The organism is Ferrovibrio sp. MS7 (assembly GCF_038404985.1).
Taxonomy (GTDB): Bacteria; Pseudomonadota; Alphaproteobacteria; order Ferrovibrionales; family Ferrovibrionaceae; genus Ferrovibrio; species Ferrovibrio plantarum.
Window position 1 is genome coordinate 416445 of sequence record NZ_JBBKBA010000003.1, and the last position, 15673, is coordinate 432117.

General features: G+C 64.8%; 16 protein-coding genes. 13 read left to right on the forward strand and 3 right to left on the reverse strand.

All coding sequences use genetic code 11. The features are described 5' to 3' along the window. Positions 1-77: 77 nt before the first annotated feature. Together V6B08_RS20305 and V6B08_RS20310 are read left to right on the forward strand one after the other, a co-directional pair. Complete coding sequence (locus tag V6B08_RS20305) at positions 78-869, forward strand: hydroxypyruvate isomerase family protein (RefSeq protein ID WP_341984377.1); 792 nt, start codon at positions 78-80, stop codon at positions 867-869. A 107-nt stretch (positions 870-976) separates the two neighbouring features. Next, entirely contained in the window at positions 977-2086 is a 1110-nt protein-coding gene (locus V6B08_RS20310; protein ID WP_341984379.1) for a TRAP transporter substrate-binding protein, read from the forward strand. Between the two features lie 3 nt (positions 2087-2089). On the opposite strand, the gene V6B08_RS20315 is transcribed toward V6B08_RS20310, so the two are convergent. Beyond that, entirely contained in the window at positions 2090-2800 is a 711-nt protein-coding gene (locus tag V6B08_RS20315; protein ID WP_341984381.1) for a DUF6969 family protein, read from the reverse strand. 253 nt (positions 2801-3053) lie between these two features. Here V6B08_RS20315 and V6B08_RS20320 point away from each other — a divergent pair, with 253 nt between their 5' ends. From V6B08_RS20320 to argE, 10 genes are all read left to right on the forward strand, one after another. Next, complete coding sequence (locus tag V6B08_RS20320; protein WP_341984383.1) at positions 3054-3428, forward strand: c-type cytochrome; 375 nt, start codon at positions 3054-3056, stop codon at positions 3426-3428. A gap of 100 nt (positions 3429-3528) precedes the next feature. Continuing rightward, positions 3529-4185 carry an MlaC/ttg2D family ABC transporter substrate-binding protein gene (locus V6B08_RS20325; RefSeq protein WP_341984385.1) on the forward strand — a complete coding sequence of 219 codons (657 nt, stop codon included), beginning with the start codon at positions 3529-3531 and terminating at the stop codon, positions 4183-4185. A 17-nt stretch (positions 4186-4202) separates the two neighbouring features. Further along, positions 4203-5015 (forward strand): tetratricopeptide repeat protein, encoded by an 813-nt coding sequence (locus tag V6B08_RS20330; protein WP_341984387.1) that lies wholly within the window; start codon positions 4203-4205, stop codon positions 5013-5015. 98 nt (positions 5016-5113) lie between these two features. Continuing rightward, positions 5114-6310, forward strand: coding sequence for an MlaA family lipoprotein (locus tag V6B08_RS20335; protein WP_341984389.1), 1197 nt, complete (start codon positions 5114-5116; stop codon positions 6308-6310). 16 nt (positions 6311-6326) lie between these two features. Continuing rightward, on the forward strand, positions 6327-6935 hold the full coding sequence (locus tag V6B08_RS20340) for a gamma carbonic anhydrase family protein (RefSeq protein WP_341984391.1): 609 nt from the start codon (positions 6327-6329) through the stop codon (positions 6933-6935). A gap of 120 nt (positions 6936-7055) precedes the next feature. Beyond that, on the forward strand, positions 7056-7637 hold the full coding sequence (locus tag V6B08_RS20345; RefSeq protein ID WP_341984393.1) for a sigma-70 family RNA polymerase sigma factor: 582 nt from the start codon (positions 7056-7058) through the stop codon (positions 7635-7637). Further along, positions 7634-8083: a hypothetical protein gene (locus tag V6B08_RS20350; RefSeq protein WP_341984395.1), complete on the forward strand. Its 450-nt coding sequence runs from the start codon at positions 7634-7636 to the stop codon at positions 8081-8083. Before V6B08_RS20345 ends, V6B08_RS20350 begins: the two co-directional genes overlap by 4 nt. 5 nt (positions 8084-8088) lie before the next feature. Beyond that, a complete protein-coding gene (locus tag V6B08_RS20355) occupies positions 8089-8565 on the forward strand; it encodes a periplasmic heavy metal sensor (RefSeq protein ID WP_341984397.1) in 477 nt (158 codons plus the stop codon). A 203-nt stretch (positions 8566-8768) separates the two neighbouring features. Next, positions 8769-9767, forward strand: a complete 999-nt coding sequence (gene denD / locus V6B08_RS20360; RefSeq protein ID WP_341984399.1) for a D-erythronate dehydrogenase — start codon at positions 8769-8771, stop codon at positions 9765-9767. 20 nt (positions 9768-9787) lie between these two features. After that, positions 9788-10975, forward strand: coding sequence for an acetylornithine deacetylase (gene argE, locus V6B08_RS20365; protein WP_341984401.1), 1188 nt, complete (start codon positions 9788-9790; stop codon positions 10973-10975). Positions 10976-11232: 257 nt separating this feature from the next. Here the strand turns inward: argE and V6B08_RS20370 are convergent, their stop codons facing one another. Beyond that, complete coding sequence (locus V6B08_RS20370) at positions 11233-12615, reverse strand: serine hydrolase domain-containing protein (RefSeq protein ID WP_341984403.1); 1383 nt, start codon at positions 12613-12615, stop codon at positions 11233-11235. A gap of 15 nt (positions 12616-12630) precedes the next feature. Beyond that, positions 12631-13452 (reverse strand): enoyl-CoA hydratase, encoded by an 822-nt coding sequence (locus V6B08_RS20375; protein ID WP_341984405.1) that lies wholly within the window; start codon positions 13450-13452, stop codon positions 12631-12633. A gap of 274 nt (positions 13453-13726) precedes the next feature. On the opposite strand from V6B08_RS20375, the gene typA reads away from it, so the two are divergent. Beyond that, the gene (gene typA / locus V6B08_RS20380; protein ID WP_341984408.1) at positions 13727-15550 is read left to right on the forward strand and encodes a translational GTPase TypA; all 1824 of its coding nucleotides are present in this window, start codon (positions 13727-13729) and stop codon (positions 15548-15550) included. Positions 15551-15673 lie beyond the last annotated feature (123 nt).

The following is a 15673-nucleotide window of genomic DNA, read 5'->3' on the forward strand; positions in this document are numbered from 1 at the left end:
TCCCTGTTGCCTACGCCGCTTGTCTGAAAGTTACCAAACATGACATGCTGCGCGTAAGGGTTAGCCGGGACCGATGCATGCCGCGCTTCAGCGCCAATCTGACATTCCTGTTTCAGGAATATGCCTTCCTCGACCGCCTGGCGGTAGCGCGCGAGCAGGGTTTCGCTGCCGTCGAATTCATGTTCCAGCCGGACCAGTCGCCAGCGGCCATCGCCGCCGCCTTGCGCGACAACGGCCTGGAGCTGGTGCTGATGAATACCCCAGCGGGCAATTTCGAGGCCGGCGAGCGTGGGCTGGCCTGCCTGCCGCAGCAGCGCCAGGCCTTCCGCACCTCGATCCACCGCGCTTTCGAGGTGGCGACTGCTGCCGGCTGCAAACGCCTGCATGTCATGGCCGGGGTGGAGCCGCCAGGCGCCGACCGCCGCGCGCTGGAAGCCTGTTTCCTCGACAACCTCGCCTGGGCTGCGGAACAGGCGGCAAGGGCCGGCCTGACCCTGCTGCTGGAGCCAATCAACCGCCGCGACATTCCCGGCTACTTCCTGCACGATTACGATGTCGCCGAACGCATTTTAAGCGAAATGGCCCTGCCGCAGTTGCGGCTACAATTCGACATGTACCATGTTCAGGTAGTGCATGGTGACGTGAGCAAGCGCCTGGAGCGGCAATTGCCGCTGATCGAGCATATCCAGATTGCCAACCCGCCGGACCGCCGCGAGCCCGGCAACGGCGAGCTGGATTACCGCTTCCTGCTCGGCCGCCTCGACCAGCTCGGCTATGCCGGCTGGGTCGGCTGCGAATACCGTCCCACAGGCGATACGCTGGCGAGCCTGGCCTGGATCCGGCCCTGGGGCGTGACGCCCCGCCGTTAACCCTATAGCCGGTTGCCTGACCGGAACCGGTTGCCAGGGCCGGCATCGGCACTTTATGGTGCGCAACCAGGAATTTCGGAGATTTAACAAAGAGGCAATCTCAGGGCATGGCACGCAGTTTTGCCATCGCGATCATTGCGTTCTTCGCCGGGCTTTGCATTGGGCTCGGCTATCTCGCCGTGCAGCGCGCGACACCGATCCCCGAACGTGTGGTGGTGCCGCAGAACCCGGTGCTGCGCGACGACATGCAGCCGATCTCGCTGCGCCTCGCCTCCTCCTATACATCGGCCGCGCCGCAATTGGGCAGCATCGGCGCCGCCACCACCACCAAGCTGGCGCGCCTCTCGGGCGGTCTGCTCGATCTGAAATTCCATGAGCCCGGCGCCCTGGTGCCGGCGGCGGAAGTGTTCGATGCCGTGGCCTCGGGCGAAGTCGATGCCGGCTGGACTTCGGCGGCCTATCTGCTGGAGAAGGACTCAGCTTTCGGCTTCTTCGTCGGCCTGCCCTTCGGCCCACGCGCCTCGGAATATCTCGGCTGGCTGTATCACGGCGGCGGCCAGGAATTGATGGCGGAATTGTTCGGCCGCTACGACGTGGTACCGATGGTCTGCGGCGTGCTGGTGGCGGAAGGCGGCGGCTGGTTCCGCAAGGAGATCAACTCGTCCAACGACCTGCGCGGCATGAAGCTTCGCTTCCCCGGCCTGGGCGGCGAAGTGCTGCGCAAGCTTGGCGCCGAAACCAATTCGATTGCCGGCGGTGAAGTTTATAACGCCTTTGCCACCGGGCAGATCGACGGCAGCGAATTCTCCACGCCGATCAACGATCTCCGTTTCGGCTTCTACAAGGTGGCGCCGCATTACTATCTGCCCGGCTGGCACCAGCCCTTCACCGCCATCCTGATGGTGTTCCACCGCGCGGCCTGGGAGAAACTCTCGGAATCGCAGCAGGCGATGGTCGAAACCGTCTGCGGCGACAACATCTCCGACAGCCTAGCCGAGGGCGAGGCGCAGCAGCCTTATGCCATCAACGAATTGCGCGCCAAAGGCGCCATCATCCACACCTGGCCGCCGGAAGTGCTGCAAGCCTTCGAAAGATCCTGGCGCAAGGTGGTGGCCGAGCAGTCCGCCGCCAACCCGAACTTCAAGCGCATCTGGGAAAGCTATTCAGCCTTCCGCGAAGCCTCGAAGGAATGGCGCCAAGTCAACTACATGAAGTAAGGCCTAGCCGAGCTGACGGCGCAGTTGCCGCAGGCGGCGCTCCACCGAGATGTCCAGCGACGCGGTGATTTCCAGGCTGCGGTCCTCCAGCGCGTTGGCGCGCGGATTGGCCCGCGCGCGGGCTTCCACGGCGGCATCGCGGCGGCGGATCAGTTCGGCGATCTCGGGGTGAAACAGCCGCAGCAGGTTGGTCAGCCAGCCATTCACCTCGGCTGACGGATAACTGTGACCGACCTGGAAACGGTCGAGCATGGCGATCACGTCGCGGGCCGCGAACCAGGTTTCATCCGTGACCCAGCGATTGACGGTAAACAGCCGCACCGGCAGGCCGTAATTGTCCATGCCGATGGCGATGATATGGGCCAGCGCCGCGTTGCCGGTCGGGCCACAGGGCAGCGCGATGCCGGGCTTGCCGCGCCGCGCCGGCTCGAACCTTTCGGGCAGGTGATGCGGCCGCATGAAGACATGGAAATGACCATGCTCGCGGGCATCGCCGCGATGGGCATGATAGTAGTATTGCGCGCCGCTTTCGGGGTCGAACACGTCGCCGTCAGGATAATGCTCCTGTTCGTAGAACTCGCCCTGCCCGCGCAGCAGCTCGGCCACAAGATTGCCGCGCCGCGCCGCCAGGGCTTCCTGGATCCGCAACACCTCGAGACCGGCCGCAAGCATGCCTTGCAAGCGGGGGCGACCGAGGCTGGTCATCATGTTCATGCGCTACTACCCCTGATGAAACCGCGCTACCTAACCACGGCGTTCTTAAACGGCGGTAAATGCGACTCGGTTCACCACCTCCGGGAATCGGGGCTGGGGGAAAAAATTTCGCGCTGGCCGGTTCCCGATCACGAAACCGCTCATGCGGCAATGCGCCGCTTTGTCGCCGGCAAGCCGCCGTGCTATCTCAATGGCAAGCATTTACCAGGAGTTAGCTGGTAATTAGCCAAGCCCCTATGCCTGGAGTCCCCCCATGATGCGTCTCCCGCTTGCCGCCGTCCTGGCGGCCCTCGCCCTCAGCCTCACCAGCGGCTTCGCCCAGGCGCAGGATGCCGCCGCCGGCCAGAAGGCCTTCGCCAAGTGCCGCACCTGCCACGCCCTCGAAGCCGGCAAGAACGGCGTCGGCCCCAGCCTGGCCGGGGTTTTTGGCCGCAAGTCCGGCACCGGCGCCGGCTTCAAGTATTCCGATCAGATGGTGGCCAAGGGCGTGATCTGGGACGAAACCTCGATCGCCGCCTATCTGGCCGACCCGAAGGGCTATATTCCGGGCAACAAGATGGTTTTCCCCGGGATCAAGAAAGAGTCGGAAGTCGCTGATCTGATTGCCTTCCTCAAGACGGCCAAGTAAGTACCCGCAGAGCGCGAAAAACAGGCGGGGCAGCCTCGCCTGCCACTCTTTCAAGGAACCTGCTCTTTCAAGGTAATGGCTCGGTCTGTATGCTGCCGCCATGAGCGCGCCCCTACGGATTCGTCCCGCCTTCATCAGCCGCCGGAATTTGCTGCTGGCCGGTCTGGCGGTACCGCTTGCCGGCCTGGGCCTGAACCGCCCGGCAGCCGCCTCCGCCGATACCAATGCCGCGATCCGTTTCATCGACAGCCTGGGCCAGCAGACGCTGGGGATCCTGGGCCAGCAGCAGCCGCTGGCGCAGCGCGAGAGCCAGCTCCGCGAATTGCTGCGCCAGGGCTTCGACCTTGCCTTCATCGGCCGCTTCGTGCTGGGCCGGCCCTATGCCTCGCTGAGCCCGGAACAGGCCGCCGACTATCATCAGGCCTTCAATGACTTTGTGCTGCGCACCTATGCCCGCCGGCTGTCCGGCTTCCAGGCGCGCAGCTTCGCCATTCTCGGCGCCCGCGCTGCCGGCGACACCGACACCGAGGTCTCAACCCGCATCGACCCGGCAAACGGCCAGCCGGTGCGCTGCGACTGGCGGGTGCGCCAAAGCGGCCAGCGCCTCGGCATCATCGACGTGGCGATCGAGAACGTCTCCATGGCGGTGACGCAACGCAATGAATTCGCATCGGTGGTCAACACCGGCGGGGTCAACGGCCTGATCGGCACGCTGCGCGCGCGGGCCGACCGAGAGACGGTGAGCGTCTCGCGCTGAGCCACAGGGAGGGAAGCATGACGAAACAATACGCCGCGCGGCCCATACTTTTCCTTACCGGCCTGATGCTGTTCGCGGCGCCGGCCTTCGCCGGCCCCTATGAGGATGGCCTCGCCGCCTACGACCGCAGCGACTTCGACACCGCCGTGAAGCTCTGGTTGCCGCTGGCGGAAGCCGGCGATGCACGCGCTCAGTTCAATCTCGGCGCTCTCTACCAGGATGGCCTCGGCGTGCCGCTGGACCTGCGCCCTGCCCTCTCGCTGTGGCGCAAGGCGGCGGAACAAAATCATCCGCAGGCGCTGCATAACCTGGCCATGCTCTATATCGCCGGCGACGAGGTGCCGCAGGATATGGCGCAGGCGCGGCAATATCTCGAACGCGCCCAGGCCGCCGGTTCGGTACGCAGTATCTACAGCCTGGCTAAAATGTATCTCGATGGCCTCGGCGGGCCAGAGAACAAGCCCGCCGGCTTTGCCCTGATGTTGCGCGCCGGGGAAATGGGCTTCGACAAGGCGCAGTATAATCTCGGCAAGATGTATCGCGATGGCGAAGGCACCCATCGCGATCTGGTGGCCGCCGCCGCCTGGTTCAGCAAGGCTGCCGAGCAAAACAATGCCGCCGCCCAGAACCATATCGGCAACCGCTATCTACGCGGCGAAGGCGTGGCCAAGGACGATGCCGCTGGCCTCACCTGGCTGACCATCGCCGCGCGCAACGGCTTCGGCCCTGCCGGCGACCGGCTGGAAGCCTTGCGGCCCCAGGTCGATGGCGCATTGTTTGCCGAGGCCGAGCGCCGCGCCGAGGCCTTCCTGAAATCCGTGAAGCAATAACCCTCCAAACCTGAGGCCGCGAGCCGATGCGTCATCTTCTCCCGGCCCTTCTCCTGTGCCTTGCAGTCCTCGGCTCAGGCCCGTTACAGGCCCAGCCTGTGCCGCCGCAGGTCTCGTCCGAGGTCGATGCCATCCTCCAGGCCGGCGCCACTGAGCAGGCGCGCGACCGCGCCGCCTATGGCACGCTGCGCAATGGCGAAGTGCTGGCGACCAAGGAGCGGCAACTGGCGGCACGCATGAGCCGCGAGCTTTCCGGCGTGGTGGCACGCGAAGCGGTGCTGGATCAGCGCCGCGGCCAGGCGGCGGCAGCCTATATCGCCAGCAGGGCGCCGAGCTTCGGCCCCGCCGCCTATGCCGCCGCCGCGCAGTATCAGGCCGCGGCGCAGCCTGCCCTGCCAGGCAACTGGTATGCCCAGGCCAGCGCCCCCGCCTATGCCTCGCCGCCGATCCAGCCCACCACCTATGTAGCCGGCCCCGCCGCCGGCCGGCCCGGCCAGTGGTACGAAAACCCCTACATGGCGCGCTACGGCTTCCAGACCGCCAGTACCGCCGCACCCGCCGCCGCCTTGCAGCCGATGCAACAGCCGCTTTTCACCGCCTCTGCCGCCGGCACCGGCCCGGTCAGCACCGCGCCGGATGTGTGGGATCCGCTGGAGCCCATGAACCGCGCCTTCTTCGCTTTCAACGAGGTGCTGGATACCTTCCTGCTGCGGCCGATTGCCTGGCTCTACTCCTTCACGCCCGATGTGGTGAAGGGCGGCGTGCGCAGCGCCTTCGCCAATCTGAGATCGCCTGCCGTGCTGATGAACCATACCTTGCAGGGCAGCTTCGGCGATGCCGCCACCACGGTCGGCCGCTTCGCGGTGAATTCCACCATCGGCGTGCTCGGCCTATGGGATGCCGCCAACGACCTGTTCGACTGGAAGGGCAAGCCGGCGGATTTCGGCCAGACCCTGCATAGCTATGGCATCGGCGAAGGTCCCTTCCTGATGTTGCCGCTGCTCGGCCCGGCGAATACCCGCGATGCCATCGGCGGCGGCGTCGATGCCTTCGCCGATCCGCTCATGTACATCCTCAACGACAACGCCAACATCGCACTCACCGCCGGCAAGACGCTGGCGCGGCGCGAGGAACTGCTTGTGCCGCTGGACGAACTGCGCGCCGGCTCGGTGGATTATTACGCCAGCCTGCGTTCCTCCTCGCAGCAGCAGCGCCGCGCTTTCCTGCGCGGCGACGCCCCGGCCTCGCCAGAGCAGCGCAAGGCCAATGACGACCTGTTCAACGAAGTGAAGTAAAGCGAAGGAAACGCCCATGCCCATCCACGGCCCCGACGTGGTGCTGAACGATCCCGCCTATATCCATGAGACCGCGCATATCTATGGCAAGGTGCGGCTGGAAAAAGGCAGCTCGGTATGGATCAACGTGGCGATGCGGGCGGAGAATTTCGAGATCGTGGTGGGTGAGTACACAAACATCCAGGATTTCTCGATGATCCATATTGGCGGCCAGACCGCCACCCATATCGGCAGCCATTGCTCGATCACCCATCACTGCAACATCCATGGCTGCACCATTGGCGACAATTGCCTGATCGGCATCGGCGCCACCATCATGGATGGCTGCGTGATCGGCAATAACTGCATCATCGGCGGCGCCGCCTTCCTGAAAGAGGGCACTGTGATCCCGGACAATTCGGTGGTTGTCGGCGCACCGGGCAAGGTCATCAAGACCCAGAACAACTACGTGCGGAACCGGCTCAACGCCTATCTCTACTACCGCAACGCGCTGGCCTATAAACAAGGCCAGTACCGGGAATGGGATCAGCCCGAGACGCTTAAGGCCATCGGTGAGGAAATCGCCCGGCTCAACGCAGAATTGAAGGCGTTGGATGATGGCTCACGGCTGATGGGCCGCGCCTAGAGCCCGGCCAGCGCAGGAAAACACCCGCCATGCCGTGTGTTCTCCTGCATGCCAAGTATCGCCTGGACATTTTCCGCCCCTGCCGGCGCCAGCCCGCGCAGCCGTGCCACGGCCTCCGCCATGAACGCGGATGAACGCCTGCGCCAGGCCGAGGAAGACCGCGCCCTGATGGCGCGGGTGGCACGGCAGGACCGCGCCGCCTTCGCCCTGCTGCTGCAGCGCCACCTCACCGGCGCCGTGGTGACGGCGCAGCGCATCCTGCTGAACCAGGCCGATGCCGAGGAAGTGGCGCAGGAAGCCTTTCTGCGGGTGTGGCAGCATGCGCCGCGCTGGCAGGTGGATGGCGCCGCCAGCTTCCGCACCTGGCTGCTGCGCATCGTGGTCAATCTCGCCATCGACCGCAAACGCCGCCCCGGCATGGATGCGCTGGACGAGCAGCCGGAGCCTGAGGACGGCGCCCCCAATCCCTATGATCACCGCCTTGCCAGCGAGACCGAAGCGCGCATCGCCGCCGCGCTGGCCAAGCTGCCGCCACGCCAGCGCGCTGCGCTGCAGCTCTGCTTCTGGGAAGGCGAAGGCAATATCGAAGCCGCCGCCACGCTGGGCATCAGCGTCGGCGCCCTGGAATCCCTGCTGGTACGTGCCAAGCGCACGCTGCGCGATGAATTGGGCCCCATGCTGGGCCGGGAGGAAAAGCCATGAACCTCGACCGCTTTGCTGAAATCGTTGCCGCCTATGGTGCCGATCCGGCTTTGTGGCCGGCAGCCGAGCGCAGGGCTGCAGAAGCATTGGCGCAGGCTTCCAGCGAGGCCCGCCGCCTGCTGGATCAGGCAGCCCCGCTGGATCATCTGCTGCGCCAGGCAGCCATGCCTCAACCGAGCGCCGATCTTGCCCAGCGCATCATGGCCCGCCTGCCGGCGCGAGTAGCTGCCCATCGTGTCTCGGGGCGACGCCTGTCGGCCTGGAAAGAGTTCAGCCTTGCGGCATTTCCGTTCCGCGCCGCCTGGCCGCAATTCGCCGTGCTGGCCTTGGCCTTGAGCCTCGGCATTGGCGCCGGACTTGGCGGCCTGGAAGAAATTCTCGCGGAGGATTCGACGCCCTACGCCGTGCAGATGGTTATCGCAGACGCCAGTTTCATTCCGGAGTAACGCTCATGGCCGATACCGCCGCCCCCGCACCGAAGCCGCGCTACAATAAATGGCTCGCCATCGCCCTCACCGTCTCGGTGGCGCTCAATCTCGCCGCCATCGGCTGGGGTGCCAGCCGCTATTACAAGAGCCGTGAAATCGCCCGCGCGCCCTTCTCCCAGCTTGAGAAGCGCTTCAGCCGCCATCTGCCGGATGCGGCGGCGGCGGCTTTCCGCGCCGAGTTGGACAAAACCCGCCAGGCCGTCGGCCCGGTGGAATTCGGCCTGGTCCGCCGTGGCCTCGCCGCTGCCTTGGGCGCCGAACCCTTCGATGCCAAGGCGCTGAACGCCGCCATGGAGCAGCAGCGCCTGCGCATGGAACAGTTCCACCAGGGCATGCAGGCCGCCCTGCTCGCCGCTGCTCAGGCGATGACGCCCGAGGAACGCAAGCGCTATGCCGAGAAGCTCGCCCGCATGCCAAAGCATTGGGAAAAGGAAAAGTAAGTAATTTTCCAATACGTCCCAACCCCACAATGCGTCATGCCCGGGCTTGACCCGGGCATCTCAGGCCGAATGGAGAGAGATGCGCGGATCAAGTCCGCGCATGACGATTGCAGAGAATGGTTTTTCACCCCCCTCGACATTGTCAGTAGGCTTACGATCCGCTTAGATAGCCGCTCCAAATAAAAAGCCTTATGGGAGCGGACATGTTGAATGTGGTGATCACCGGCGGCGCCGGCTTTATCGGCCAGGCCCTGACCAAGCAGCTTCTGCAGCGCGGCGAACTCACCGGCCCGAGCGGCAGCCCTCAGAAGATCAGCCGCATCACCCTGTTCGATAACGTCGCCCCGAATGATTTCGGCGACAGCCGCGTCACCACCATTGTTGGCGATATCGGCGACCAGGCCGAAGTGCGCATGCTGATCGGCCAGGACACCCATTCGGTGTTCCACCTCGCCGCCGTGGTTTCGTCTGGCGCCGAAGCCGATTTCGACCTCGGCTACCGCGTCAACCTGGCCGGTACGCGCAATGTGCTGGAAGCCTGCCGCAGCCTGGACGGCACGGCGCGCGTGATCTTCGCCTCCTCCGTCGCGGTCTATGGCGGCGCCCTGCCCGCCACCGTCACCGACAGCACGCCACAGCGCCCGACGACCTCCTACGGCGTGCAGAAGCTGATGGGCGAATTGATGGTCAACGACTATACCCGCAAGGGCTATATCGATGGCCGCGCCGTGCGGCTGCCTACCATCATGATCCGCCCCGGCAAGCCGAACAAGGCCGCCTCGACCTGGGCCAGTTCCATCGTGCGCGAGCCGCTTTCCGGCGTCGATGCGATCTGCCCGGTGTCGCCGGAAAGCATGATGGTCTGCCTCTCGCCACGCCGCACCGTGGATGCCTTCATCCGCCTGCATGAACTGCCCGGCGAGGCGCTGGGCGTCGACCGCGCCATGCTGCTGAACGGCATCCCGGCCTCGGCCGGCGAGATCGCCGCCGCCATGGAGCGCAACACCGGCAACCGCAAGGTCGGCAAGATCATCTGGCAGCCGGACCCGCATATCCAGAAGATCGTCGATGGCTGGCCGCGTGCGCTGAGCAGCGACCGCGCGCGCAGTCTCGGTTTTTCGGTGGACCAGAATATCGATGAGATTGTACGCTTCTTCATCGAGGACGATCTGGACAACCAGATCAAGAGCCTAGCCTCCTAAGACAAAAACCAGAAAGCACCATGAGCCGACCGAGCGATGCCTCCCTGGCGATGATCCGCCAGTTGATCGAAATGCCCACCGTGAGCCGGGATTCCAATCTCGACCTCATCCACTGGGTGCGCGATCACCTGAAGTCGCTCGGTGTCGCCTCCACCCTGGTGCATGACGCCAGCGGCAAGAAGGCGAACCTGTTCGCCACCATTGGCCCCACGGACGTGCCAGGCATCGTCCTTTCGGGCCATACCGACGTGGTGCCGATTGATGGCCAGGAATGGGATACCGACCCGTTCAAGCTGGTGGAGAAGGATGGCAAGCTATGGGGCCGTGGCACTTCGGACATGAAGTCCTTCGTCGCCATCGCGCTGGCCTATGCGCCGCATTTCCTGGCGCAAGACCTCAAGACGCCGATCCACTACGCCTTTACCTATGACGAGGAAGTCGGCTGCCTCGGCGCCAAGCAGCTCATGCCGGTGCTGGCGAAGATGCCGGTGAAGCCGGCCGCCTGCATCGTCGGCGAGCCGACCGAGATGCAGGTGATCGCGCAGCACAAGGGCAAGAAAAGCTGGCGCGTCGATTTCCGCGGCTTTGAATGCCATTCCTCGCTGACGCATCAGGGCGTCAACGCCGTGGAAGCCGCTGCCGAGCTGATCGCCCATATCAAGTCGATTGCCCGGCGCAAACGCGACCAGGGTCCGTTCGATCCTGAATTCGCGCCGCCCTACACCTCGCTGCATACCGGCGTGGTGCATGGCGGCACGGCCCTGAACATCGTGCCGAAGGATTGCAGCTTCCTGTGGGAAATCCGCTATCTGCCGCAGGACGATGTGGATGCGCTGTATCAGGAAGTGGTGGATTTCGCCCGCACGCGGATTGAGCCGGAAATGAAGGCCGTGCAGCCCGATTGCGGCTGTTCTTTCCACCAGATTTCCGAGTTCCCGGGCCTCGCCACCGACGACCGCTCGCCGATTATTGAGCTTGGCAAGGCGCTGACCGGCGCCAATCGGGTGCAGAAAGTGTCCTTCGGCACCGAGGCCGGCCTGTTCAGCCAGACCGATATCCCGACCATTGTCTGCGGCCCCGGCAATATCGAGCAGGCGCATAAGCCGAACGAATTCATCGAGTTGACGCAGCTAAAGCTGTGCGAGGAGTTCCTCGACCGCCTGCTGCCGCGCTTGCGCGAAGGCAAAACCGGCTTGGCAGGCGTCTAAACAGCTTATTTCACGATAATGCCGCAATCTGGTCATTGAATTTTTACAATCCAGGCCTACATTACTTATCAAGCCCAGCAGCAATGTTGGGTGGAGAAGGCACCGTCCGTAATGCAGGATGCAGTGGCCTGCCGGTGACACCTTCTCCCGCCCCCGGGCCTCCTAGCGGAGGCCCTTATGATTCCGGGCTGGCCTCCTAGCGGAGGCCTTTTTGATTCTGGCGGCCTCCCGACAGGGAGGCCTTTTGATTCCTCGGGCTACTTCTTTGCTGCTTTCACTGGCTTGAAGCGCTTTGCCACTTCGCGCGCGGCGGCCGCCTCCGATTGCAGGCGGAAGCCAGCGAATTGCACTTCCTTCACCCGGCCCCGGCCATCGCGGATACGCCGTACGGCTTCACCATGATTGGCATAGCCGGCGGCCTCGATGCGGCCCTCGTCGCGGCTGCTCGGCACGATCTCGCTGGCATCCATCAGCGGATTGAGCCAGGCCGGGGTTGCCACCAGCACGCGGTTGCCCATCGGCAGCCAGTCGCCGGCGCCGAACAGAGTCCACCAGCGGCCACCCCAATCGGCGACGCGGCGGCTCGGCGCACCATGGCGAGCCCAGGCACGCAGCAGATGCGCGATGCCATCGGCCCAGGGGCCGGACAGGCCATCGCCGGCATTGGTCAGCACCGACACCGCCAGACCCGGCTCCGGCAACACGAAGCTGCGCGTCAGCGTGCCCTGGAAGCCGCCGTTATGGCCGTAGAGATCCCAATCCTGAATCTTGCCCGACATCACGCCATAGCCGTAATGCTGCTCCAGCAGGCCCGTCGGGCGCCATTGCCGGCGCAGCATGGCGCGGCGGCTGGAGACCGACAGCAGGCTCCGCTTCGCCGCCGGATCTAGCTGCGAGAGGAAGCGCACGATATCGGCGGCGGTGCTGACAAAGCCGGTGGCCGGAGCCAGCGCATGGGTGGCATTGTCGCCCGGCACCACATGGCGCAAACCTGCCGGTGCGATGGCGCTGTGGCCGCGCGCCAGGCGCCAGCCGCGCCAGCGCGGCGGGCAATCCGGCAGGGTTTCTGCCAGGCCGGCGGCGGCGATCACCTCGCGCTGCATCCAGGCGCCATAGCTCTCGCCCGTCACCTGCTCGATCACCAGGCCAAGCAGGCCGAAGCCGTGGTTGGAATATTTGAACCGCGTACTGCCGGCCAGCACCGCCGGGCGCTTGAGGTCGGCGCGCAGTTCTTCCGCGTTCAGGAACGGCCGGCGGTCCAGCCATTGCCCGGCATCCCAGCCATCGCGGATCAGCCCGGCGCTGTGCGACAGCAATTCGGCCAGGGTCGCCTCGGCGATGCTCTTATGCAGGCCGGAAACATATTGGCCGGCGGTATCGTCGAGTTTCAGCTTGCCGCGCTCGCGCAGCAGCATGATGCCGGTCGCGGTGAAGCATTTGGAATGGGAAGCGACACGGAAACGGTGGCGCGTGGTCAGCGCCTCGCCGCTGGCCAGATCGGCATGGCCGAAGGCACCCTCCGCCACCAGCTTGCCGCGATGCGCGATGGCATAGGCGCAGCCCGGCTGGCGGTGCTGCCGCATCTGGAAATCCAGCCAGCGCGGAATGTAATCCAGCGCCGGTTTGAGCCACTTTTCCATGCTGCTTCCTGATCCTTAGTTACCGCTGAAATTCGGCGCGCGCTTTTCCATGAAATGCGCCACGCCTTCCTTGAAATCGGCACTCTTGAAACTGGCCAGCATCTCGGAATTGCCGATGGCGGTGGCCTCGCTGAGATTCTGGAATGCCGCCTCCCAGAGCTGGCGCTTCATCACCCGCATCGAGCGCGGCGACACCATGTCGGCCAGCTCGCGGGCATAGGCACGCACATCATCCTGCAACGCCTCGGGTTTGCACAAGCGGTCCACCAGCCCGATGCGCAGCGCCTCTGCCGCATCCACCTTGCGCGCCGAAAGCATCAGGTCCATGGCCCGGCTGGGGCCGACCAGACGCGGCAGCAGCCAGGAAATGCCATGCTCGGCGATCAGGCCCCGGCGCGAGAAAGCCGTGGTGAACACGGCGGTATCAGCGGCGAAGCGCATGTCGCAATACAGCGCCGCGATCAGGCCAAGGCCGGCGGCGGGGCCATTGATGGCGGCGATCACCGGCTTTGGCAGGGCCGGAAAATAGCTGTAGCGCATCTGGAAGTTCGGGTTAGCGGTGGCGTCGAAGGGTTCGCCGCCGACGGCGCCACCGCCCTTTCCACTATTGTCCTGCTGGATATTCGACAGCAGATCCATATCCGCCCCGGCGCAGAAGCCCCTACCCGCCCCGGTCAGCACGATCACCCGCACGCCCGGATCTGCCGCCGCCAAGGCCATGGCGACACGGATTTCGCCCTCCATGGTGGCGGTCCAGGCATTCAGCTTGTCCGGCCGGTTCAGCGTTACCGTGGCGATGCGGTCGTGCACCTCGTAGAGGATATGCTCATAGGTCATGGCGTTTCCTTCCCTTGTCATGTGCCCAGCTTCCGCCTCAGTCCTCACGCGGGTCAAGCCCAAAAACCCGACAAATCGTCATTATCCCATGGGAATCAAAGAGTTGCGGAAGGACGGGGCAGACGTCCCGCCGGGTGGCGCATAGCTGCCCTGCCGAACTCTTCTGTTGCGCCGTTTTGTGCGCCGCACTATAAACCCCGCAACCAGCCGCAACCTTAGAGGAATCGCGCCCGGCCGCCTTTACCAAGGTCGACCGGGCCTTTCGTTCAAGCCCATGGAAATTCGCAATATCGCCATCATCGCCCACGTTGACCACGGCAAGACCACCCTGGTCGACGCCCTTCTGCGCCAGTCCGGCTCGTTCCGCGAGAACCAGCAGGTGGCCGAGCGCGTGATGGACTCCAACGACCTCGAGCGCGAGCGCGGCATCACCATCCTGGCCAAGTGCACCTCGGTGGAATGGCACGGCACCCGCGTCAACATCGTCGATACCCCCGGCCACGCCGATTTCGGCGGCGAAGTTGAGCGCATCCTCTCCATGGTGGATGGCGTGGTGCTGCTGGTGGACGCCGCAGAAGGCCCGCTGCCGCAGACCAAGTTCGTGCTTGGCAAGGCACTCGGCCTCGGCATGCGCCCGATCGTGGTGATCAACAAGGTCGACCGCTCTGACGCCCGCCCGGTCGAAGTCCATTCCGAAGTGTTCGATCTCTTCGCCGCCCTGGACGCCAGCGAAGAACAACTCGACTTCCCCTGCATGTTCGCCTCGGGCCGCTCCGGCTGGGCCGATGACAGCCTGGAAGGCCCGCGCAAGGACCTCGCCCCGCTGTTTGACCTGGTGGTGCGCCATGTGCCGGCACCGACCGTGGAGAAGGATGCGCCGTTCCGCATGCTGGTCACCACGCTGGAAGCCGATCCGTATCTCGGCCGCATCCTCACCGGCCGCATCCATTCCGGCGTGCTGAAGGTGAATAGCCCAATCCACTCGCTGCGCCGCGATGGCAGCGAAATCGAGCAGGGCCGCGTCACCAAGCTGCTGGCCTTCCGCGGCATCGAACGCGTGCCGGTGGAAGAAGCCGAAGCCGGTGATATCGTGGCGATTGCCGGCCTCACCACCACAACGGTGGCCGATACCATCTGCGAACTGGCCGTATCCGATCCTGTGCCGGCCAACCCGATTGATCCGCCGACCCTGGCGATGACCTTCTCGGTCAACAATTCGCCCTTCGCCGGCAAGGAGGGCTCCAAGGTGCAGAGCCGCGTGATCCGCACCCGCCTGATGCGCGAAGCCGAGGGCAATGTGGCGATCCGCGTGCGCGAGAGCGACGACAAGGATGCCTTCGAAGTCGCCGGCCGTGGCGAATTGCAGCTCGGCGTGCTGGTGGAAACCATGCGCCGCGAGGGCTTCGAGCTTTCGATCAGCCGTCCGCGCGTGCTGTTCCAGCAGGATGAGGACGGCAAGCTGCTGGAGCCGATCGAGGAAGTGCATATCGACGTGGATGATGCCTTTACCGGCATCGTCGTGGAGAAGATGAGCCTGCGCAAGGCCGAGCTGCGCGACATGCGCCCGTCGGGCGGCGGCAAGACCCGCATCACCTTCCATGCCCCGTCGCGCGGCCTGATCGGCTACCACGGTGAATTCCTCACCGATACGCGCGGCACCGGCATCATGAACAAGCTGTTCCACAGCTATGGCCCGCATCGCGGCGCCATCCCGGGCCGCCGCAACGGCGTGCTGATCGCCAATGGCACCGGTGAAACCACGCTCTACGCGCTGAACTTCATCGAAGAGCGCGGCGTGCTGTTCGTCGATCCGGGCGTGGCCGTGTATGAAGGCATGATCATTGGCGAGCACAGCCGCGACAATGATCTTGACGTCAACCCGATGAAGGCAAAACAGCTCACCAACATCCGCGCTGCGGGCAAGGATGAGCAGGTGCGCCTTACCCCGCCGCGCAAGATGACCCTGGAGCAGGCCATCGCCTACATCGCCGATGACGAACTGGTGGAAGTGACGCCGAAGAGCATCCGCATCCGCAAGAAGATGCTGGACCCGAATGACCGCAAGAAGGCCCAGCGCCAGGCCGAAAACGCCGCGTAAGCCAGCCACCGCCGCCAGACATGATCTGGCGGTGACAATGGTCACAGCGACAGGCCGGGCCACAAGCCCGGCCTTTTTGCTGCCGCTTTCCTATTGCGGTTGATCAGCTTATCATCGCCGGGT

Excerpts from the sequence above, each read along its gene's own strand:
- denD (WP_341984399.1), top strand. The coding sequence starts at position 8,769 with ATGTTGAATGTGGTGATCACCGGCGGCGCCGGCTTTATCGGCCAGGCC.
- V6B08_RS20315 (WP_341984381.1), bottom strand. The coding sequence starts at position 2,800 with ATGAACATGATGACCAGCCTCGGTCGCCCCCGCTTGCAAGGCATGCTT.
- typA (WP_341984408.1), top strand. The coding sequence starts at position 13,727 with ATGGAAATTCGCAATATCGCCATCATCGCCCACGTTGACCACGGCAAG.
- V6B08_RS20310 (WP_341984379.1), top strand. The coding sequence starts at position 977 with ATGGCACGCAGTTTTGCCATCGCGATCATTGCGTTCTTCGCCGGGCTT.
- V6B08_RS20330 (WP_341984387.1), top strand. The coding sequence starts at position 4,203 with ATGACGAAACAATACGCCGCGCGGCCCATACTTTTCCTTACCGGCCTG.
- V6B08_RS20370 (WP_341984403.1), bottom strand. The coding sequence starts at position 12,615 with ATGGAAAAGTGGCTCAAACCGGCGCTGGATTACATTCCGCGCTGGCTG.
- argE (WP_341984401.1), top strand. The coding sequence starts at position 9,788 with ATGAGCCGACCGAGCGATGCCTCCCTGGCGATGATCCGCCAGTTGATC.
- V6B08_RS20345 (WP_341984393.1), top strand. The coding sequence starts at position 7,056 with ATGAACGCGGATGAACGCCTGCGCCAGGCCGAGGAAGACCGCGCCCTG.
- V6B08_RS20325 (WP_341984385.1), top strand. The coding sequence starts at position 3,529 with ATGAGCGCGCCCCTACGGATTCGTCCCGCCTTCATCAGCCGCCGGAAT.
- V6B08_RS20340 (WP_341984391.1), top strand. The coding sequence starts at position 6,327 with ATGCCCATCCACGGCCCCGACGTGGTGCTGAACGATCCCGCCTATATC.
- V6B08_RS20305 (WP_341984377.1), top strand. The coding sequence starts at position 78 with ATGCCGCGCTTCAGCGCCAATCTGACATTCCTGTTTCAGGAATATGCC.
- V6B08_RS20355 (WP_341984397.1), top strand. The coding sequence starts at position 8,089 with ATGGCCGATACCGCCGCCCCCGCACCGAAGCCGCGCTACAATAAATGG.
- V6B08_RS20375 (WP_341984405.1), bottom strand. The coding sequence starts at position 13,452 with ATGACCTATGAGCATATCCTCTACGAGGTGCACGACCGCATCGCCACG.
- V6B08_RS20350 (WP_341984395.1), top strand. The coding sequence starts at position 7,634 with ATGAACCTCGACCGCTTTGCTGAAATCGTTGCCGCCTATGGTGCCGAT.
- V6B08_RS20320 (WP_341984383.1), top strand. The coding sequence starts at position 3,054 with ATGATGCGTCTCCCGCTTGCCGCCGTCCTGGCGGCCCTCGCCCTCAGC.